This window comes from Nocardioides maradonensis (assembly GCF_054777115.1).
On sequence record NZ_BAAHAZ010000001.1, the window covers coordinates 151,635 to 171,702 of the forward strand.

The 20,068-nt window shown below is 72.8% G+C and carries 15 protein-coding genes and 1 riboswitch; of the genes, 9 read left to right on the top strand and 6 right to left on the bottom strand.

Annotated elements, in window-relative coordinates; translation table 11 throughout:
• Positions 1-22: 22 nt before the first annotated feature.
• The 4 genes from ACYVAQ_RS00625 to ACYVAQ_RS00640 form a co-directional block, all read right to left on the bottom strand.
• Positions 23-646 carry a hypothetical protein gene (locus tag ACYVAQ_RS00625; RefSeq protein WP_460786476.1) on the bottom strand — a complete coding sequence of 208 codons (624 nt, stop codon included), beginning with the start codon at positions 644-646 and terminating at the stop codon, positions 23-25.
• Positions 619-2,091, bottom strand: coding sequence for a hypothetical protein (locus ACYVAQ_RS00630; RefSeq protein ID WP_460786477.1), 1,473 nt, complete (start codon positions 2,089-2,091; stop codon positions 619-621). The genes ACYVAQ_RS00625 and ACYVAQ_RS00630 overlap by 28 nt, the downstream gene beginning before the upstream one ends.
• On the bottom strand, positions 2,084-2,593 hold the full coding sequence (locus ACYVAQ_RS00635) for an RNA polymerase sigma factor (RefSeq protein WP_460786478.1): 510 nt from the start codon (positions 2,591-2,593) through the stop codon (positions 2,084-2,086). The genes ACYVAQ_RS00630 and ACYVAQ_RS00635 overlap by 8 nt, the downstream gene beginning before the upstream one ends.
• A gap of 209 nt (positions 2,594-2,802) precedes the next feature.
• The gene (locus ACYVAQ_RS00640; RefSeq protein ID WP_460786479.1) at positions 2,803-4,794 is read right to left on the bottom strand and encodes an RNA polymerase sigma factor; all 1,992 of its coding nucleotides are present in this window, start codon (positions 4,792-4,794) and stop codon (positions 2,803-2,805) included.
• Between the two features lie 91 nt (positions 4,795-4,885).
• Here ACYVAQ_RS00640 and ACYVAQ_RS00645 point away from each other — a divergent pair, with 91 nt between their 5' ends.
• The 5 genes from ACYVAQ_RS00645 to ACYVAQ_RS00665 all read left to right on the top strand — a co-directional run bounded on the left by ACYVAQ_RS00645 (position 4,886) and on the right by ACYVAQ_RS00665 (position 10,085).
• On the top strand, positions 4,886-6,184 hold the full coding sequence (locus ACYVAQ_RS00645; RefSeq protein ID WP_460786480.1) for a cell division protein PerM: 1,299 nt from the start codon (positions 4,886-4,888) through the stop codon (positions 6,182-6,184).
• Positions 6,185-6,328: 144 nt separating this feature from the next.
• The gene (gene purN / locus ACYVAQ_RS00650) at positions 6,329-6,937 is read left to right on the top strand and encodes a phosphoribosylglycinamide formyltransferase (protein WP_460786481.1); all 609 of its coding nucleotides are present in this window, start codon (positions 6,329-6,331) and stop codon (positions 6,935-6,937) included.
• Positions 6,938-6,948: 11 nt separating this feature from the next.
• Positions 6,949-7,023: riboswitch (ZMP/ZTP riboswitch) on the top strand.
• Positions 7,024-7,054: 31 nt separating this feature from the next.
• Positions 7,055-8,641, top strand: coding sequence for a bifunctional phosphoribosylaminoimidazolecarboxamide formyltransferase/IMP cyclohydrolase (gene purH / locus ACYVAQ_RS00655; RefSeq protein WP_460786482.1), 1,587 nt, complete (start codon positions 7,055-7,057; stop codon positions 8,639-8,641).
• Between the two features lie 242 nt (positions 8,642-8,883).
• The gene (locus ACYVAQ_RS00660; RefSeq protein ID WP_460786483.1) at positions 8,884-9,741 is read left to right on the top strand and encodes a bifunctional methylenetetrahydrofolate dehydrogenase/methenyltetrahydrofolate cyclohydrolase; all 858 of its coding nucleotides are present in this window, start codon (positions 8,884-8,886) and stop codon (positions 9,739-9,741) included.
• Positions 9,738-10,085: a DUF3017 domain-containing protein gene (locus tag ACYVAQ_RS00665; protein WP_460786484.1), complete on the top strand. Its 348-nt coding sequence runs from the start codon at positions 9,738-9,740 to the stop codon at positions 10,083-10,085. Before ACYVAQ_RS00660 ends, ACYVAQ_RS00665 begins: the two co-directional genes overlap by 4 nt.
• Before the next feature lie 101 nt (positions 10,086-10,186).
• Here ACYVAQ_RS00665 and ACYVAQ_RS00670 read toward each other — a convergent pair whose 3' ends face one another.
• Positions 10,187-11,173, bottom strand: a complete 987-nt coding sequence (locus ACYVAQ_RS00670; RefSeq protein ID WP_460786485.1) for a malate dehydrogenase — start codon at positions 11,171-11,173, stop codon at positions 10,187-10,189.
• A gap of 137 nt (positions 11,174-11,310) precedes the next feature.
• On the opposite strand from ACYVAQ_RS00670, the gene ACYVAQ_RS00675 reads away from it, so the two are divergent.
• Positions 11,311-11,952: a hypothetical protein gene (locus ACYVAQ_RS00675; RefSeq protein ID WP_460786486.1), complete on the top strand. Its 642-nt coding sequence runs from the start codon at positions 11,311-11,313 to the stop codon at positions 11,950-11,952.
• Between the two features lie 15 nt (positions 11,953-11,967).
• Here ACYVAQ_RS00675 and ACYVAQ_RS00680 read toward each other — a convergent pair whose 3' ends face one another.
• Positions 11,968-12,990, bottom strand: coding sequence for an MIP/aquaporin family protein (locus ACYVAQ_RS00680; RefSeq protein ID WP_460786487.1), 1,023 nt, complete (start codon positions 12,988-12,990; stop codon positions 11,968-11,970).
• A gap of 195 nt (positions 12,991-13,185) precedes the next feature.
• On the opposite strand from ACYVAQ_RS00680, the gene ACYVAQ_RS00685 reads away from it, so the two are divergent.
• The 3 genes from ACYVAQ_RS00685 to ACYVAQ_RS00695 all read left to right on the top strand — a co-directional run bounded on the left by ACYVAQ_RS00685 (position 13,186) and on the right by ACYVAQ_RS00695 (position 20,057).
• The gene (locus ACYVAQ_RS00685) at positions 13,186-15,375 is read left to right on the top strand and encodes an NADP-dependent isocitrate dehydrogenase (protein ID WP_460786488.1); all 2,190 of its coding nucleotides are present in this window, start codon (positions 13,186-13,188) and stop codon (positions 15,373-15,375) included.
• A gap of 433 nt (positions 15,376-15,808) precedes the next feature.
• Positions 15,809-16,477 carry a DNA alkylation repair protein gene (locus ACYVAQ_RS00690; protein WP_460786489.1) on the top strand — a complete coding sequence of 223 codons (669 nt, stop codon included), beginning with the start codon at positions 15,809-15,811 and terminating at the stop codon, positions 16,475-16,477.
• A 58-nt stretch (positions 16,478-16,535) separates the two neighbouring features.
• Positions 16,536-20,057, top strand: coding sequence for an ATP-binding cassette domain-containing protein (locus tag ACYVAQ_RS00695; protein WP_460786490.1), 3,522 nt, complete (start codon positions 16,536-16,538; stop codon positions 20,055-20,057).
• Positions 20,058-20,068: the final 11 nt, after the last annotated feature.

Here is a 20,068-nt window from a genome sequence, read left to right on the forward strand (position 1 = left end):
CGATACCCCTAGGGGGTATTCCTCACTCGAAGCAGGTCTGGTGGTCCTGGCGCAGGATGATCGTGGTCACCACGCGCTGCCTGTTCACGTCGATCTCGTACCAGGCTCCACCGTGCGCGTCGGCGCGGAAGATGCCGGCATCGCCCACGGCTCCGTCCGGGCCGATCGAGCGGACCTCCGGGTAGTCCTTCACGAGGTCGGCGGCCGTGCTGCCGACCCGCAGGCCCTCGGGGGTGTGCATGCCCTTGCCCGCGAAGATCGCCATCACGCCGTCGGCCGGGGTCAGGCACAGGCCGGCGTCCGGATGGCCGGTGAGGTGCAGGACGTGACCACCGTCGACGGCCTGGGAGGTCACCTGACCGGTGGCGAGCGCGTCGACGTAGCTCATCCCGATCGAGACGTCGCCGTAGCCGGTCGGCCCCAAGATGGACAGCAGCGGTGCGGTGGAGGGGTGGGCGGCGGCCGGGGTGACGGCCGTACGCTCGCCGCAGCCGGCGAGGGCGGCGGTCGCGAGGGCGGTGGCCGCGAGCACGGCGGGCAGGTTGTTCATACCCGAACAGACGCCCGGCCCGACCCGCTGGTTGCGGGACAGGCCGGGCTTCCTGCGGGTACGCCGGGTCAGCAGCCGGCCTCCGTGAAGGCGCACATCGCCGCGATGGAGTCGGCCGCCTCCGTCTCCATCCCCTTGCTGTCCATCGGGATCGACTCCTTGCCGCCCTCGTTGCCGTGGGTGATGACCAGCACGCCCAGCCCGACCCGGACCACCTCGATGTCGATCAACCCGAGGGCAGGTGCTCCGTGGAAGGTGTAGTAGCTCGAGATCAGCCACGAGTCGCCGCTGGTGTCGGTCCGGCTCACCTGGGTGTGGAGGACGTACCCGTCGGGCTGGCCCGGCTCGGTCGGGCAGGCGCGGAACAGGTCCACCATCGCCTTCGTCGCTGCCACCGCGGTGTCCGCGTCGGCGTACGTCATCAGGACGTGGTCCCGGCTGTCCTCGGGGTTGTGGAAGGCGGCGCTCAGCCGGTCCTCGTACGCCGGCCAGGGCAGCGTCGTCCCGCACGCGTTCAGCTCCGGGACCGCACGCGTCCGGCTGGGGGCCAGCCGGCTGTCGGGGCCTTCGGGCTGGTCGTCCTGCCAGCCGCTGTCGAGCGGGAAGCCCGCCGGGATCGTGGTCGTCGGGTGGCCCGCGGCGGGGCTGCCGGAGCCGGGCGCGGATCCGGGGCTGCCGGCCGTGGTCGTCGGCGGGCTCGTCGGCGCGCTGCCCTCGACCAGCCGCTGGGCCGCGATCGCCACGTCGTCGGACGTCGGGGTGATCGCCGTGGTGTCGTAGTCCGGCACCAGCGTGGTCTGGGTCAGCACGGCAACCCGGTCGCCGTCGACGATCACGCTGGCATCGATGAACCAGTGCAGGTCGGGGCGGTTGCTGACGTCGTACTGGCTGCCCGGGACCGCGTCGGCCGGACCGTACGTCGCGATCATCTGGCTCGCGGTCGCCGAGGTCCCGGTCGGGACGTCGTGCCACGCCTTCACGGTGCGGTACGACGTCGAGCCGGTCGGCGAGCAGTGCGTGTACCAGTCCCGGATCGTCGCGGCCGCGCTCGCCGCCGCGTCGGGGGAGGCGAACCTGCCGATGCTCTCGTTCAGGTAGGTGTCCGAGCCCTCGCCGGTCTCGTCGGAGTGGGCGGTGAAGTCGCGCTGCACCGCGGTGGTGGTGCCGAGGTCGGGCAGCGGCTTCGCGGCGCAGACCATGAACGGGGCCTGGACGTCCGGCGCGCCCGAGTAGGTCTGGGTCCACGACATCCCCGCCATGTAGCCGACGTCGTCGGCCTTGACGAGGTTCGCCTGGCTGAGGGCGGACGGGACGGGCTTGGTGGGGTCGTTGGCGACACCCGACCCCTTGTCGTCGTGGTCGGCACGCGCCGCGAGGGGTACGACGAGCGCGGCCACCGCGAGCGCGGCCACCCCGGCCTTCAGCGCGGTGCCGCGACGACGGATCCGGTCGCCGCGGCGCCGGATCTCGGCCGCGGTCAGCATCGGTGCTCCTTCGACCTCGGAGCGGAACCGGTCGAGCTGCTCGAGCGGGTCAGACATGGGTCACTCCTCCCGTGATGCCGCCGGCCTCATCGCTGAGCAGGGCGGCGAGGGCGGTGCGGCCGCGGCTCAGCCGGGCCTTGATGGTTCCTTCGGGGGCACCGACCTCGGCAGCGACCTGCCGCACGGGGAGGTCGGCGATGTGGTGCAGCACCAGGGCCTGTCGCTGCTCCGCGGGCAGCTGCCGCAGCGCGGCGACCAGGGCGACGTGCGAAGGGTCGATCTCCGGGATGGTGCCCGAGGAGCCGAGGGCCCGGTCCGGTGGTCGTTGCGCCGTACGGCGTCGTCGCCAGCGGCTCACCGCGAGCCGGTACGCCGTGGTCCGCACCCACGCCTCGGGGTGGTCGGCCCGCGCCAGCTTGCGGCGATGGGCCCAGGCCCGGGCGAACGCCTCCTGGACGCACTCGGTGGCCTCGTCGGCGTCGCCGATCATCGCGTAGACCTGCGCGGTCAGCCGTCGGAACGATGTCGCGTAGAGCTCGTCGAATTCCTGCTCGTCCACTCCGCCCCCTTCCTGCGCGAGCGTGTCGTCGCTGTCCGGGCTTCGCCTCACTTGGTCCGCCCACTCGCTCCGGTCGCTGGCGCTCCCTTCGCTCGCGGTCGGCCCGCGCTCGGCCTCCGCCCGGCGACGCCACGCTGCCGCGCGGCTTCCGGGCTCCCCGATCCTGGTGTCAGAGGGGGATACGCCTGCGGGCGGTGTCGGGTTGCACCTCAGTACGCCGGAAGCTCGGTGATCCGCTCGAGGGCCCGCTGGGCGAGGGCGACGAAGTCGGCGTCCTGCATCCGGGCCCCCTTGGCCGACACGTAGATGACCTGCGACAGCGCGCCGCCGGAGCGGACGATGGCGACGTCGTACTCCACGCTGCGGTTCCCGGGCAGCTCGGTGCTCATCCGCCACGCGTGCAGGTCGGTGCGTGCACCGTGGTGGTGCTGGAGCTCGACGACGTGGGTGCCCATGGACTTGTTGCGGCCGGGGCACTTCGTGAGCTGCTGGGCCATCTGGGTGGTGAAGGCGCGTGCCCGGGGGACGGGAAGCGCGCCGACGACCTGGGTGAGGCCGGTCTGCTTGGGCAGGTCGCTGGCGACGAACACGAAGCTGCGGGTGAGGTTCGCGTGGATCGGGGTGCCGGCGTACGACTTCACGAGGTGGACCACGTCGCAGCCGAGGACGTTGGTGTCCTCGCGGCCGGCGGTGACCCTCTTCGGGGTGGTGCCGACGAGGCGGCCGTGGTGGGTGCCGACCGCGGGCAGGTCGATCTCGGAGAGGAACGCCGAGCTGCTGCCGATCGGGAAGGCCGGCGCGTCGGTGACCTTGGCCCGGGCGGGCGCGCAGCTGCCGCCGCCGGGCAGCGTGCAGAGCTGGTCGACGGCGGTGCCGAGCAGCGTGGCCAGCCCGGTGCGATCGGCGCGGGCGGGCGGCACCGTGCTGCGCAGCGAGGTCATGGTCGTGAACTGGCCGGTGCGCGCGACGCCCACCACGTACGTCGCGCTGGGGGCGGTCGTGCTCAGCACCACGACCGCCGACTGGTCGCCGAGACCCTTCACGACACCGGTGCTGACCAGGTGGGTCTGCGGCAGCTTCGCGATGTCCTGGTTCTTGGCCGGCTCGCAGGCGGTGAACCAGGCGAGCGCGCGGGAGTAGGCGCGCTGGGACGCGGTGGTCGAGGTCGAGGCCTCCGCGGACTGCAGGTACGTCGCCGTGCGGGCGCCGGTGCCGGTGTGGAAGCGGCGGACCAGGGCGGCGGTGCCGTGCGGATCGGCGTACCGGGTGCTCTGGCAGGGCTGGACGAGCCCGTTCCCCGTGGAGTTGTCGGTGGTGCTGTCCAGGGTCCAGCCCTTGCCGAGGGACCTGCTCACCGACGCCGCGGTCAGCAGGCTGCTCGCCGGGAGGTCGACCTCGGTGCCGTGGGTGCTCCCCGACGCGGCGAGCCTGCGGGCCTCGCGGTCGAGCGTCGGTCGCAGGCCGCTGCCGTCGGTGACGACAGCGCCGGCCGCGGCGAAGACGGCCACCGCGGCGGTCGCGCCGATCAGGGTGTGGGCGCGACGACGGGCGCCGCCGGCGCGGCGGATGATGGTGATCCGCGGCCACGTGACGGTGCGGGTGAGCCTCTCCAGGTCGACCAGGACCTGGTGGATACCGGTCGTCGGGATCTGCCGGTCGTGCGCGAACAGCGCCGCGCCCGCCGCGAGCTCGCGCTCCGCGGTCTCGATCGGTACGCCGATCTCGCGCGCCGCCTGCTCCATGTCCACGCCCGCCAGCTGGGTCAGGATCACCGCCTTGCGCTGGGGCAGCGAGATCTCGGCGAGTGCCTCGAGCGTGGCACGCACGTCGTCGTCGCCGTCCTTGCGGCGCGCCCACGGCCGGGCCGAGCGCCGACGCAGCCCGAACCGATAGGCGTAGCTGCGCACGACGTCCTCGGGACGCTCCTGGCGGGCGATCTTGCGCCAGTGGTGCCAGGCCACGACGTACGCGTCGCGGACAGCGCTGCGGGCCGCGGTCAGGTCGCCGGTCAGGGCCAGCGTCTGGACCAGGAGCCGGTCGCGGGAGTCGCGGTAGAAGGTGTCGAAGGCCAGCACCCGCTCGCCGTACGCCGTCCGTGCTGCGCGCACCCGGCCCTTCCTCGGGGCGTCGGGGGTGCTGTCCGGGTCGCTGGGCGTGCCGCTGTCGGTGCCGCTGGGGGGAGGCGTCGCTGCGTCGGTCATGGCCGGTCCACGGTACGGCATCGGATGCCTCGTCGCCGGGTCGGCGTGGCGGCACGGATCGGCGTACGGGCGCATTCATCATGGAGGAGCCATGACGTCGCTGCCCTCGCCGCTCACCCGCGCACTGGCCCGCAAGGACCGCTCCGAGTCGGACCTGCAGGCCGACCTCGCGACCCGTCGCCCGCTGGTGCCCACGGCGGTCCTGGGGGGAGCGCTCGCGGCGCTCGCGCCCTTGCTGGTGGCGCTCGCGGTCGGCGTCGTCGGCTGGTTCCTGACCGACGCCGGCGGGGACGGCACGCCCAAGGGAGCGCTGCGCGTCGGCGCCTTCGGCTGGCTGATGGCCCACGGCTCCGGCGTGGACGCGGAGGGCGCCCGGATCACTGCGATCCCGCTCGGCGTCACGCTGCTCGTCGCATGGGCGATCTGGCGGGTCGGGCACCGCGTCGGCGAGTCGATCTCCGGGCACGGCCCCGACGCCCAACGCATCGCCGACGGCGCGCGCGACCTCACCGTCCCGCTCGTCGGTCTCCTCTTCACCGTGGGGTACGTCGTCACCGCGGTGCTGGTGTGCGCGATCAGCAGCACCCCCAGCAGCGCCCTCTCCACGCCGCGGGTGGTCGGCTTCTCGATCGTGCTGTGCGGCGTGGCCGGTGTGCCCGCCATCGCGCGCGGCTCCGGCCGGGCCGCCGTGTGGGTCGGCGCGGTGCCGCTCGGCGTACGGGTGGTGGGGCGGTTGGTCCGGACCCTGCTGACCTGGTGGCTCGCGCTCGCCACGCTGCTGCTCGCGATCGCGTTCGTCGTCGACTTCTCGACGGCCGCCAACATCACCTCGCAGCTGCACGTCGGGGCCGGCGACTTCGTCGTGCTGCTCGCTGTCACGGTGGCGGTGCTGCCCAACGCCGTGCTCTTCTCCAGCAGCTACCTGCTCGGCCCCGGTTTCTCGGTCGGTGGCGGCACGGCCGTCTCGCTGACCTCGGTCACGCTCGGCCCGCTGCCGCTCTTCCCGCTGCTCGCCGCGCTCCCGGACACCGGGCCGACCCCGCTCTGGGTCCGCTGGTTGATGGCGGCCCCGGTCGTCGTCGCGTTCGTCGCCTCGGCGCGGGTCCACCGTCAGCACCGGGCCGCGAGCTGGGACCAGGCCGCCATCCGCGGCTGCGCGGGCGGGCTGCTGGCCGGCCTGGCCCTCGGCCCGGCGACCGTGCTCGCGGGCGGTGCCGTCGGCCCCGGCCGGATGCGGGACGTGGGGCCGGACACCTTCGGCGTGCTGCTCAGCGCGATGGCCGCCTTCGGCATCGCGTCCCTGCTGGGGGCCGTCGCCATGTGGTGGTGGCAGGACCGGGGCGCCGAGCAGGCGGCCGGGCTCTGGGCGCGGCGGCCGTTCCACCGCTGACGCTGCCTCGCCCCTTCGCTGCTGTAACACGTTGTCCGACGCTGTAGGTGCATCGAGTTGCTGCCTGGCACGGCGGAATCTCGGCGTACTACAGCGGCTGGCAGCGTGTTACAGCTCCGCCGGCGCCCACTAGGCTGCCCCCCTGTGAGCGCGCGCATCGTCGTCCTGGTGTCCGGTGGGGGCACGAACCTCCAGGCCCTGCTCGACGCGGCCGAGGACCCGGCGTACGGCGCGCGCGTCGTGGCCGTCGGCGCCGACCGGGACGCGATCGAGGGCCTCGAGCGGGCCGATCGTGCCGGCGTACCCACGTTCACGGCGAAGCTGGGCGACTACACCTCGCGTGCGCACTGGGACCGCGCGCTGACCGACAAGGTGGCCGCGTTCGAGCCCGACCTTGTCGTGCTCGCGGGCTTCATGAAGCTGGTCGGCCCCAAGTTCCTGGCCGCCTTCGGCGGCCGGACGGTCAACACCCACCCGGCCCTCTCGCCGAGCTTCCCCGGGATGCACGGTCCGGCGGACGCGCTGGAGTACGGCGTCAAGGTCACCGGCGCGACCCTGTTCGTCGTCGACCCCGGCGTCGACACCGGGCAGATCGTGGCCCAGACCGTCGTGGCCGTCGAGGACGACGACACCGTCGACTCGCTGCACGACCGGATCAAGGTCGCGGAGCGCGCGATGCTGGTGGAGAACGTGGGCCGGATGGTGCGCGAGGGGTTCGTCGTGGAGGGTCGTCGGGTTCGCTTCGGCAGGTGATCGCTCGGTAGGATCGGGCACGCGACTGGCGAAGGTGGGCGACCACCGGGGAGCAGAGATCGGCATCGACCGCCTGGGTGCCCTCATCGTGACCACCGACCGATGAGGAGCCCCTCGATGTCCGCCACGCCCGACCGGATCAAGATCAAGCGCGCACTCGTGTCCGTCTTCGACAAGACGGGCCTGGAGGACCTGGTCACGGGTCTCGCGGAGGCCGGCGTCGAGCTGGTCTCGACCGGCGGCTCCGCCGCGCTGATCGAGTCGCTCGGCCTGCCTGTGACCAAGGTCGAGGACCTCACCGGCTTCCCGGAGTGCCTCGACGGGCGCGTCAAGACGCTGCACCCCCGCGTGCACGCCGGCATCCTGGCCGACCGTCGTCTCGAGTCCCACGTGGCGCAGCTCGACGAGCTCGGCGTGGCCCCGTTCGACCTCGTGGTCGTCAACCTCTACCCGTTCGCGGCCACGGTCGCCTCCGGTGCGGGCGTCGACGACTGCATCGAGAAGATCGACATCGGCGGTCCGTCCATGGTCCGCGCCGCCGCCAAGAACCACCCGTCGGTGGCGATCGTCACCGACGGCGCCGACTACGCCCGCGCGCTGTCGGCCGCGCAGGGTGACGGCTTCAGCTACGAGGAGCGGAAGGCGCTGGCCGCGAAGGCGTTCGTGCACACGGCGACGTACGACGTGCAGGTGGCCTCCTGGATGGGCTCGGTCCTCACCGACTCGTCCGAGGGCACGGGCTTCCCGGCCTGGATCGGCGGCACCTACGACAAGGCCGCCGTGCTGCGGTACGGCGAGAACCCGCACCAGAAGGCCGCGCTCTACCTCAACGGCTTCGGCCCGGCCGGCCTCGCGCAGGCCGAGCAGCTGCACGGCAAGGAGATGTCGTACAACAACTACGTCGACACCGACGCCGCGCGCCGCGCCGCCAACGACTTCGCCGAGCCGGCCGTCGCGATCATCAAGCACGCCAACCCGTGCGGCCTCGCGGTCGGTGACGACATCGCCGAGGCGCACGCCAAGGCGCACGCCTGCGATCCCGTCTCGGCGTTCGGTGGCGTGATCGCCGCGAACCGGCCCGTCTCGGTGGAGATGGCGAAGCAGGTGGCCGAGGTCTTCACCGAGGTGATCGTCGCTCCGGCGTACGAGGACGGCGCGGTGGAGATCCTCGCCCAGAAGAAGAACATCCGGATCCTCGTGGCGCCCGCCGACGGCGGCTCGCCGGTCGAGACCCGGCCGATCTCCGGCGGCCTGCTCATGCAGACCGTCGACCACGTGGACGCCGAGGGCGACGACCCGTCGACCTGGACCCTCGCCACGGGCGAGGCCGCCGACGAGGCGACCCTGGCCGACCTCGCGTTCGCGTGGAAGGCCTGCCGGGCCGCCAAGTCGAACGCGATCCTGCTCGCCAAGGACGGTGGCTCGGTCGGCATCGGCATGGGCCAGGTCAACCGCGTCGACTCCTGCAGGCTCGCCGTCGAGCGCGCCAACTCGCTGGCCGAGGGCGAGCAGCGGGCTGCGGGCTCCGTCGCCGCCTCCGACGCCTTCTTCCCGTTCGAGGACGGCCCGCAGATCCTCATCGACGCCCAGGTGAAGGCCATCGTCCAGCCTGGCGGCTCGGTCCGTGACGAGCTCACCATCGAGGCGTGCAAGGCTGCCGGCGTGACGATGTACTTCACCGGCACCCGCCACTTCTTCCACTAGTTGGCCTCCGGGCCGAGCGTGTCGCCGCTTCCGCGGTCTCGCCGGCCTTGCACCCTCGGTTCCTCCGGTCGCTCGTTCCTCGCTCCCTCCGTCGCCTCGCCCGCGCGCCCGGCCTCGACCTCGGCGGCGACACGCTGCCGGCCCTCCGGCCTGCGCGGTCGAGCTCCGTAGGTGGTCGCGTTGGTCTGGCGGCAAGACTTGGGTGGCCTCGAGTTGGCCGCTCCTTCTGAAAGGATGTTGATGTGACTGCGCAGAAGCTGGACGGCAACGCGACCGCGGCCGCGATCAAGGACGAGCTGAAGGCGCGCATCGCCGCGCTGGGGGAGCGGGGGATCACGCCGGGGCTGGGCACGGTGCTCGTCGGCAGCGACCCGGGCTCGACCTGGTACGTCAACGGCAAGCACAAGGACTGCGCCGAGGTCGGCATCGCGTCGATCCGCGAGGACCTGCCGGAGACGGCCACCCAGGAGGAGATCGAGGCGGCTGTCGCGCGGCTCAACGCCGACCCGGCCTGCACCGGCTACATCGTCCAGCTGCCGCTGCCGAAGGGCCGCGACGAGAACCGGGTCCTCGGCCTGATCGACCCGGCGAAGGACGCCGATGGCCTGCACCCCACGAACCTGGGCTGGCTGGTGCTGGGCAACGAGGCGCCGCTGCCGTGCACGCCGTACGGCATCGTCGAGCTGCTGCGGCGGCACGGCGTCGAGATCAACGGCGCGGAGGTCTGCGTCGTGGGCCGCGGCGTGACCGTCGGCCGCCCGATGGGGCTGCTGCTCACCCGGCGCTCCGAGAACGCGACGGTGACGCTGTGCCACACCGGTACCCGTGACCTCGCCGCGCACGTGCGCAACGCCGACATCGTCATCGCGGCCGCGGGCGTCCCCGACATCATCACCGCCGACATGGTCAAGCCCGGCGCTGCCGTGCTCGACGTGGGTGTCTCGCGTGTCGACGGCAAGATCGCCGGCGACGTCGCGGCGGACGTCTGGGAGGTCGCGGGTTGGGTCTCGCCGAACCCGGGTGGCGTCGGCCCCATGACCCGAGCGATGCTGCTGGCGAACGTGGTGTCGATGGCGGAGAAGGCTGCCGCCACCGCGTGACCGACCAGCAGCAGGTGGAGATGACCGAGGACGAGGCGCCCGAGGAGGCCCCCGAGGAGGGGCCGCGTCGCTACCCGTCCACGATCGGTGGCGCCTTCTACATCGGCGTCGTCCTCACCGCGGCCGCGGGCCTGGCCATCATCGGCTTCGGCGGCTCGTGGCGGGTCGGTCTGCGCGTGCTCTCGGGTGCCCTCGTCGCCGCCGGTGTGCTCCGCCTGGTCCTGCGTGACCGCGACGCCGGGATGCTCGCGGTGCGCAACCGCTGGCTCGACGCGGCCCTGGTGATCGGCGCGGCGGTCGCCCTCACCATCCTGTCGATCACCATCCCCGACCAGCCCGTCTGAGTCGAGTCGTCCCTCCGGGACGGATCAGTCGGCCCTCCCGGTACGCCGAAGGCCGGCCCCGCGGTGGGACCGGCCTTCGCGACGGATCTGCTTGCCGCCTCTCAGATGAGCCCGAGCTCGGTGACCGCCGCCTTCTCGTCGGCGAGCTCGGCGACGCTGGCGTCGATCCGGCCGCGGGAGAAGTCGTCGATCTCGAGGCCCTGGACGATGGTCCAGTCGCCGCCCGCGGTGGTGACCGGGAAGGAGGAGATCAGGCCCTCCTGGACGCCGTACGAGCCATCGGAGACGACGGCCATCGACACCCAGTCGCCCTCGGGGGTGCCGTTCAGCCAGTCGCGCGCGGCGTTGCAGGTGGCGGACGCGGCGGAGGCGGCCGAGGAGGCGCCCCGCGCGTCGATGATCGCGGCGCCGCGCTTGGCGACGGTGGGGATGAAGTAGTCCTCGATCCAGGCCTGGTCACCGACGACCTCGGCGGCGTTCTTGCCGCCGACCTCGGCGTGGAAGATGTCGGGGTACTGCGTCGCCGAGTGGTTGCCCCAGATCGTCATCTTCTTGATGTCGTTGACCGAGACGCCGGTCTTCGCCGCGAGCTGCGAGATCGCCCGGTTGTGGTCGAGGCGGGTCAGCGCGGAGAAGCGGTTCTGCGGGATGTCGGGGGCGTTGGTCATCGCGATGAGCGCGTTCGTGTTCGCGGGGTTGCCGGTGACGCCGACGCGGACGTCGGAGGCGGCGACCTCGTTGAGCGCCTTGCCCTGGGCGGTGAAGATCGCGCCGTTGGCGGACAGCAGGTCGCTGCGCTCCATGCCCGGGCCGCGCGGACGGGCGCCGACGAGCAGCGCCAGGTTCACGCCGTCGAAGATCTTCGTGGGGTCCGAGCCGATCTCGACGCCGGCCAGGTCGGGGAACGCGCAGTCGTCGAGCTCCATCACCACGCCCTCGAGGGCCTTGAGCGCCGGCTCGATCTCGAGCAGCCGCAGCTCGATCGGGCGGTCGCCGCCGAGCGCGCCGCTGGCGATGCGGAAGAGCAGGCTGTAGCCGATCTGGCCGGCGGCACCGGTCACGGCGACCTTGAGCGGGGTGGTGCTCACGTGTTGACTCCTGGTCATCTGAGGGTGATCTGAGGGAACCCTGCGAACGTAGCAGCGTGACGACCCGCAGCGGGAGGTGCCTGCTCACCCAGCGGCGCTGCGACAATCGGCGCGTGGCCAGGCGGTGGAGTACGACGATGCGCGCTCACGCCGCTGCCGGCGTCCTCCTGCTCGGCCTGACCGGCTGCGGCACCGGTGCGCCGGCGTACCCACCGACGGGGGTGGACGGCCTGCAGGTCCCGACCGCCTCGCCCGCGCCGCAGGACTTCGTGACGACCGTCGACAACCCCTGGTTCCCCGTGATGCCGGGCACCCGCTGGGTCTACCGGGTCGCCGGCAGCCCGTTCCGGACCACGGTGGTCGCGTCCGCGGGGCCGGTCGTGGCCGGGGTGCCGACCGCGATGCTCACCACCACGGAGACCGGCTCGGCGCCGGTCCGCGACTACTACGCGCAGGACCGGGCCGGGAACGTGTGGTGGTTCGGCCGGGCCGGGGAGTGGCGTGCCGGGGGCGACGTCGGGGCCGGTCTCGCGATGCCGGCCGCACCGCGGCGTGGGGACGGCTACTGGATGGCGGACACCGGTGCCGTCCGCGTGCACGGCATCGTGGTCGACACGGACCGTGCCTGGCAGGCGCGCATCGGCAGCACGCGCGACGCGGTGGTGATCGAGGTCGTGCGCGGGAGCACCGCGGACGTGGAGACGTTCTCGCCCGGCATCGGGATGGTCAGAAAAGGCCAGGCGGGGCTGGTGTCGTACACCAGCCCCGCCCGGCCCTGACTCACTGAGCCTGACTCACTGCGGCGGTCGCACCTGCGTGTGCTCGCCACCGTCCTGCGGGGGCTGCCAACCACCCTGGACCTCGCCGCCGAGCGGCGCCTGGGACGCCTGAGGAGCGGGAGGCGCCGGCGGCTGCTGCGGCGCCGGGATCCACTGCTGGGACGCGGGGTCCCACTGCCAGCCGTCCTGGATGATCGGCTGCTGCGCGGCGGCCTGCTGACCCCACTGCTGGGCGAAGGCCTGGTCGGCGGCGCCGCCCCCGCCACCCAGCTTGAGACCGGAACCGGGCACCGGGTCGCCGTCGCGGCCGAAGAGGACCGGGTACAGGCCGCCCACGAGGGCGGCGCCGATCAGCGGCGCCACGATGAACAGCCAGACGTCCTTGATCGCGTCGGAGCCGGAGAAGAAGGCGACGCCGAGCGAGCGGGCCGGGTTGACCGAGGTGCCGTCGAGGTTGATGGCGACGAAGTGGAGCGCGGCGAGCGACAGGCCGATGGCCAGCGGCGCGAGCGCCGCGATCGTCGGGTTGCGACGGTCGGTGACGGACAGGATGACGAGGACGAAGATGCCGGTGAGGACGATCTCGAGCAGCAGCGCGCCACCGAGACCGATGTGCAGCTGCGAGCCGTAGTGGTCGCCGTACCCGTTGTTGCCGAGCGGGTCGCCGAACTTCCAGTGCTCACCGCCCGCGTGGATGCTGAGCGCGACGAGGGCCAGGACGAGGCCGCCGAGGAGGCCGCCGACGACCTGGACGGCGGCGTACAGGCCGGTGTCCTTCCAGGCGATCCGGCCGGCGAGTGCGGCGCCGACCGAGACGGCCGGGTTGAAGTGGCCACCGGAGATGCGCCCGAAGCTGTAGGCCAGCATCAGGATGGTGATGCCGAACGCGAGTCCGGTCGGGGCGACGTCGCCGCCGGTCGCGACGGCGGTGCCGCAGCCGACGAAGACGAGGATCGCGGTGCCGATGGCCTCGGCGAGCAGCTTCTGGACAAGGGTGGACGTTCCCGGTTCGGGTGCGTCGATCACTACTTCGGTCATGGTGAAGGTTCTCTCCTCGAGAGGGCACGTGAAACCAACCGGACGCGACAACCCTAGGAGATCCAGGGACTGTTGCCTGCCCCCTGTGCGGGTGACAGGCTGACTCCGCACCCGCGCCCACAGGTGATGAGATATCTTGACGTCAAGAGTTATCTGTACGCCGCAGGCCGACCGATCCCTAGGAGACGCCCGAAGATGCCGAGCATCATCTACACCCACACCGACGAGGCGCCGCTGCTGGCGACGTACTCCTTCCTCCCGATCGTCGAGGCGTACGCCGCCAAGGCCGGTGTCGCCTTCGAGACGCGTGACATCTCGGTCGCGGCGCGCATCCTGGCGCAGTTCGGGCTGGCCGACGACGCGCTGACCGAGCTCGGCGAGCTGGCCAAGACGCCGGACGCCAACATCGTGAAGCTGCCCAACATCTCCGCGTCCATCCCGCAGCTCAAGGCCGCGATCAAGGAGCTGCAGGAGAAGGGCTACGCCGTCCCCGACTACCCGGAGGCCCCGGCCACCGAGGAGGAGAAGGCGATCGCGGCGAAGTACGACAAGGTGAAGGGCTCCGCGGTCAACCCGGTGCTGCGCGAGGGCAACTCCGACCGCCGTGCGCCGCTCAGCGTCAAGAACTACGCCAAGACGCACCCGCACACCAACAAGCCGTTCTCCGACGGCTCGAAGACCAACGTCGCCACCATGGGCGAGCACGACTTCAAGTCCAACGAGAAGTCCGTGACCCTGGCCGCCGACGACACCCTCTCGATCGTCCTCGAGACCGAGAACGGCGGGACCGTCACCCTGCTCGAGAGCCTGCCGGTGCTGGCCGGCGAGATCGTCGACGCGACCAAGATGTCGGCGGCCAACCTGGACGCCTTCCTCGCCAACGCGCTCGCGAAGGCGAAGGCCGAGGACGTGCTGTTCTCGGTCCACCTCAAGGCGACGATGATGAAGGTCTCCGACCCGATCATCTTCGGCCACGTGGTGCGTGCCTACTTCAAGGACGTCTTCGCCCGGTACGGCGCCGACCTGGCCGCCGCCGGCCTCTCCGCCAACGACGGCCTGGGCTCGATCCTCGCCGGCCTCTCCGCGCTGCCCAACGGCGACGAGATCAAGGCGGCCTTCGACGCCGCCCTCGCCGCCGGCCCGCGGCTGTCCTACACGAACTCCGACAAGGGCATCACGAACCTGCACGTGCCGTCCGACGTCATCGTCGACGCCTCGATGCCGGCGCTGGTCCGCAACGGTGGTCGGCTGTGGGGCGCCGACGGCGGCGAGGACGACACCCTCGCGGTCATCCCGGACTCGTCGTACGCCGGCGTCTACCAGGCCGTCATCGACGACGTGAAGAAGAACGGTCCGCTCGACCCGGCCACCATCGGCACCGTCCCGAACGTCGGTCTCATGGCGCAGGCCGCGGAGGAGTACGGCTCGCACAACAAGACCTTCGAGATCGCCGAGGCCGGCACGGTCCGGGTCCTGGCCTCCAACGGCGACGTGCTCCTCGAGCACGACGTCGAGGCCGGCGACATCTGGCGCGCGTGCCAGACCAAGGACATCCCGGTCCGCGACTGGGTGAAGCTGGCCGTGACCCGCGCCCGCGCCTCGGAGACCCCGGCGATCTTCTGGCTCGACGAGACCCGCGCGCACGATGCCGAGATCATCAAGAAGGTCAACGCCTACCTGCCCGAGCACGACACCGAGGGCCTGGACATCCAGGTCCTGGCGCCGGCGCTCGCCTGCGCGTACTCGCTGGAGCGGATGCGCAAGGGCGAGGACACCATCTCGGTCACCGGCAACGTGCTGCGCGACTACAACACCGACCTCTTCCCGATCCTCGAGCTCGGTACGTCGGCCAAGATGCTCTCCGTCGTCCCGCTGATCGCCGGCGGCGGTCTGTTCGAGACCGGTGCGGGCGGCTCGGCACCCAAGCACGTGCAGCAGCTGGTCGAGGAGAACTACCTGCGCTGGGACTCCCTCGGTGAGTTCTTCGCCCTCGTCCCCTCGCTGGAGAAGTACGCCGAGCAGGCCGGTGCCCCGGCCGCGACCGTGCTCGCCGCCGCGCTGGACCGCGCCACCGGCACCTTCCTCAACGAGGACCGGTCGCCGGGTCGCAAGCTCGGCACGACCGACAACCGCGGCTCGCACTTCTACCTCGCGCTCTACTGGGCGGAGGAGCTGGCGAACCAGACCGACGACTCCGACCTCGCGGCCACCTTCAAGCCGCTGGCCGAGACGCTGCGCGCCAACGAGGCGAAGATCGCCGAGGAGCTGATCGCGGTCCAGGGCAAGCCCGCCGACATCGGCGGCTACTACTACCCGGACGCGGAGAAGACCTCGGCCGTGATGCGGCCGAGCGCCACCCTGAACGAGGCCCTCGCCGCGTTCTGACCGAGCAGCGGTGCGTGAGGGACGAACGCACCGCGTGGCGAGGGCAGGTCGAGTGACCCTGCTGCCGAGCTTGCGAGGCTGCAGCGGGTCGTATCGAGACCGAGGCCGCCTCGCACCTACGACGGCCCCCGCTCACCGAGCGGGGGCCGTCGGCGTCACCAGGCCGGTGTGAGCAGGAGCCGCGACCCCAGCCCGACCGCGCGGGCCAGCGCGTCGTGCTGCAAGCCGGTGAGGAACGAGCTGCCGCGGATCTCCCGGAGCAGCCACACGGTGGCCCACGCGGCGTCGCCCGTGACGCGGAGGTAGATCGCGTTGAAGACCGATGCGCCGTCGCTCGCCTCGAGCTCGCCCGTCGATCGCGGTCATGCGAACGATCACGTGCTGGACCGTGCGGGGCTCCACGACCGGAGCCTCGGGCGGATAGGTTCCGCGGGTGACCGAACTCGTCGAGCTCGTCCGGGCGGCGCTCCGGGCCGCGGCGGACCCATCGCTGGCCCCGGCCCAGCAGGCGTACATGAAGTCGGAGATGCCCTTCCTCGGCGTACGGGTGCCGGGGGTGCGGCGGATCGTGAACGCCCAGGTTCGTGACGCGGGCACGGCGAGGGACGGGCCCGCTCTCGCGGCCGCGAGCCTGGAGCTGTGGGACGAGGCCACCCACCGCGAGGAGAGGTACGCCGCGAGCGAGCTGCTCGCCCAGCGCGCGCTCCGCGGCGACTGGACCCTGGTGCCCCAGCTCGAGCACATGGCCCGCACCGGCGCCTGGTGGGACCACGTCGACGGGCTCGCGCACCGCGTCGCCGCCCTGCACGACGCGCACCCCGTCGCCACCGCCGTGCTGGTACGCCGATGGGCGGTCGACGACGACTTCTGGGTGCGCCGCCTGGCCATCATCGGCCAGCTCGGCCGTCGCGACCGGCTCGACCGCGAGGTGCTCGCCGCGACCATCGAGCCGAACCTCACCGATCGGGAGTTCTTCCTCCGCAAGGCGATCGGCTGGGCGCTGCGCGACGCCGCCCGCCACCATCCCGACTGGGTCCGCGCGTTCGTGGCGGGCCATGAGCTCAGCCCGTTGAGCAGGCGCGAGGCCCTCAAGCACCTGTGACATCCGGCCGCAGATAATCCGGAGGAAGTTGTCGGCGACGGCAACTACTCTCGTCGGAGTGACGACGACGTTGACCCGGGCAGCCCCGGCCGCCGATGCCGTCGTCCCCGACCCGAGCCGGCGGGTCGACTGGCGCCGGCTGCGCCGCCCGGCCGCGGGGTTCGCCGTCGTGGCCGTCGCGCTCGCCGCCGTGGGCCAGGCGCTCGGGACGGTGGTGGCCGGCCGGATCGCGTCGCATCCCACCGGCGCCCTCCTCGCCCTCCTCGCCGGGTGCGTCGTGGGCGCCGCGACGATCGACACGACCGGCCGCGTGGTGTGGGCGGGCGTGGTCGACCGCGCCGAGGGGAGGCTGCGCGGCGACCTGCTCAGCGCCGCCCTGCAGCAGCCGCTCGCGCACCTGACCGAGCAGGCCGTGGGGGAGGTGCTCGACCGGGTCGACGACGACACCCACGAGGTCGGCACGCTGCTGCGCCAGCAGTTCTGGATGGCGATGCGCACCGGCTTCGCGGTCGTCCCGATGTGGCTGGTCGCCGGGTTCACCTGGTGGCCGGCGTTCCTGCTGTTCCCGGTCGTCGGCGTGGTCACGGCCACGGTGATGCGCCCGGCGCTGGCCGAGATCGCGCGTCGCAAGGTCGTGGAGGAGGCGGCCTGGACCGACCACGCCGCCGCCCTCGAGGAGGGCGTCGCCGGGCGCGACGACCTGCGCACGAGCCTGGGCCAGCCCTTCGTCGTACGACGCCTCGCGGAGCTGTCCGCCGACGTGCACGCGAAGTTCCTGCGGGTGCTCCGGCTCGAGGCGCGCCTGGCGATCGTGGTCGGGATGCTGCTCAACGGGCTGCTGGCGATCATCGCGATCTCCGGCGTGCTGCTCGTCAGCGGCGACCACCTCGGCGTCGCGCGGCTGGTGACCCTCTTCCTGGTCACCTCGATCTTCGTCGGCCAGATCAACAACCTCGCCCACCAGCTGCCCGACATCCAGGCGGGGCTGGGCGCCGTCCTGCGGCTGCGCCAGCTGCTCGCGGTCGAGGCCGAGCCGGTCGGGGGTGAGGCGGTGCCGGCCGGCGCGCTCGACCTGCGGATCCGCCACCTCGACTTCGGCTACGAGGAGGGCAGGCTGGCGCTCCGCGACGTCAACCTGTACGTCGAGGCCGGGCACACGCTCGCCCTCGTCGGCCGGACCGGCTCCGGCAAGTCGACGCTCGCCTCCCTGCTGTCCCGTGCCTCCGAGCCGAGCCCGGGCACGGTCTTCCTGGGTGGCGCCGACGTCACCACCCTGGACCTGCACGAGCTGCGGCGCCGGGTCGGCGTCGTCACGCAGCGCACCGAGATCCTCGCCGGCACGCTGGCCGACAACATCACGCTCTTCGCGCCGGTCCCGCGCGACGAGGTCGAGGCCGCCGTCGACGAGCTCGGCCTCACCGACTGGGTCGCCGGCCTGCCGGCGGGCCTCGACACCCTGCTCGGGCCGGGTGGCACCACGCTGTCGGCGGGGGAGGAGCAGCTGGTGGCGTTCGCCCGGCTGCTGGTCCGGCACGTCCAGCTGGTCGTGCTGGACGAGGCGACCGCGCGGATGGACCCGGTCACCGAGGCGCGCGTGGTCGCGGCCGCCGACCGGTTGCTCAGCGGCCGCACCGGCATCCTGGTGGCCCACCGGCTGAGCACCATCGAGCGCGCGGAGGCCGTCGCCGTGCTCGACCACGGCCGCGTCGTCCAGCACGGTCCCCGTGACGAGCTCGCGCTCGCCGACGGCCCGTTCCGCCGGCTGCTGGCCGCGAGCGACACGGCCGGCTTCGCCGACGTGGACGGGATCGACGGCGCCGACCCGGTCGCCCTCCTCGACGGCGGCGTGGGTGGCCGGCGGCGTACCGGCGCGCCTCCCGAGCGACCCGAGGTCGGCACCGGTCCCTCGCTCGCCCGCGGCACCTGGCACGCGCTCTGGGTCCGGCCCTGGTGGGGCGCCTGGTCGGTCGTGCTGTTCCTGGGCGGCACGATCTTCGCGCCCTTGGGCGCCCTCACCGGCTTCGTCTGGGGCAAGGTCGTCGAGCGGCTCGAGGCGGGCCAGTCGACCGCCGCCCTGGTCGCGCTCCTGGTCGCGTCGCTACTGTTCGCCCCGGTGCTGCTGGCCGACGCCTTCCGACGCTACCCGCGCTGGTGGATCGAGGTCATGCTCCGGGTGCGCATGAACGTGCTGCTGGGGCAGGTCCGTGGCCACCGGCTGCCGCGCACGCCACCGGGTGAGGTGGTCGCACGGTCGATGGACGCCGACCGCTACGCGCGGTACGCCGACCGCTGGGTCGACTTCGTCAACGGCCTCCTGATCGCCGCGATCACCATGGTCGCGGGCGGCACCTGGCTGGCCGGGGCGGTGCTCCTGGTGGTGATGACGAGCAGCGCCGTGGCGTCCTCCATCGGCCGGCCGATCGCGGGCCGGTCGGCGGCGCGCTCCTCGGCCGCCCGCGCCCGCTTCGGCCGCGCGGTGGTGTCGGCGGTCGAGTCCGCCCGGACCGTCAAGCTCGCGGGCCGCACCCCGCAGGTGCACGCTCACCTCCGCCGCGTCGACAGCGGCCGCGTCGACGCCGCCGTGTTCGAGCACCGCGTGCAGGCGGTGCTGGACGGCGTCCCCATCGTGATGGTGCAGGTCGGTGTCGTCGCCGCCTGGGCGCTGTACCTGCGCGGCGTCTGGGGGCTCGCGACCGCCCTGCTCGTCGCGACCGCCGTGAACGGATTCGACTGGTTCGGGCGCGTCGCCGGCGCGGTCGTGACCGAGGCGCCGGGCGTGCGTGCGTGGCAGCAGGCGACCTCCGGCTTCGCGGGCGGCGTCGACCTGATGGCGCTGCCCGCCGGCGTCGACCTCGTCACCGGAGCCGCGCCCGACCCGATCGCGCCCCGGCGCGTCCCGCTGCAACGACTGGAGCTCGCCGGCTACTCCGCCGTCCACCACGACGGCACGCTCGGCGCAGGGGCGCTCGACCTCGCCGTCGAGCGGGGCGAGCTGGTGCTCCTCGTCGGCCAGGTCGGCTCCGGGAAGTCGAGCCTGCTGTCCTCGCTGTCCGGCCTGATCGACCACCGCGGCGCGCTGCGGTGGAACGGCGAGGACGTCGCCGACCCCGAGGTGTTCCTGCGTCCCAGCCAGGTCGCCCACGTCGCGCAGGTCCCGCGCGTGCTGTCCGGCACCTTCGGCGACAACGTCCTGCTCGGGCACGAGCGTGCGTTCGACGGGCCGGTGGCGGCGGCACGCCTGACCGAGGACGTCATCGAGGCCGGCGGCGCGGACGCCGTCATCGGGCACCGCGGCGTACGGCTGTCCGGCGGGCAGGTCCAGCGCCTCGCGCTGGCGCGCGCCCTCGCCGCCGATCCCGAGCTGCTGCTCGCCGACGACGTGTCCAGCGCGCTGGACGCGGCGACCGAGATCGAGCTGTGGTCGGCGCTGCGCGCCCGTCGCACGACCGTCATCGGCGCGACCTCCAAACGGGCCGCCCTCGCGCAGGCGGACCGGGTCGTCGTCCTCGTCGACGGCGAGATCGCGGCGGTCGGGCCGTGGAGCGAGCTCGCCGCCGACTGGAGCCACCTCGCCGGCTGATCGCCGGGGAA

Bases quoted from the DNA above. Each gene is read 5' to 3' on its own strand.
- ACYVAQ_RS00630 (WP_460786477.1), bottom strand. From the start codon at position 2,091: ATGTCTGACCCGCTCGAGCAGCTCGACCGGTTCCGCTCCGAGGTCGAA.
- ACYVAQ_RS00640 (WP_460786479.1), bottom strand. From the start codon at position 4,794: ATGACCGACGCAGCGACGCCTCCCCCCAGCGGCACCGACAGCGGCACG.
- ACYVAQ_RS00645 (WP_460786480.1), top strand. From the start codon at position 4,886: ATGACGTCGCTGCCCTCGCCGCTCACCCGCGCACTGGCCCGCAAGGAC.
- purH (WP_460786482.1), top strand. From the start codon at position 7,055: ATGTCCGCCACGCCCGACCGGATCAAGATCAAGCGCGCACTCGTGTCC.
- ACYVAQ_RS00675 (WP_460786486.1), top strand. From the start codon at position 11,311: ATGCGCGCTCACGCCGCTGCCGGCGTCCTCCTGCTCGGCCTGACCGGC.
- ACYVAQ_RS00680 (WP_460786487.1), bottom strand. From the start codon at position 12,990: ATGACCGAAGTAGTGATCGACGCACCCGAACCGGGAACGTCCACCCTT.
- ACYVAQ_RS00685 (WP_460786488.1), top strand. From the start codon at position 13,186: ATGCCGAGCATCATCTACACCCACACCGACGAGGCGCCGCTGCTGGCG.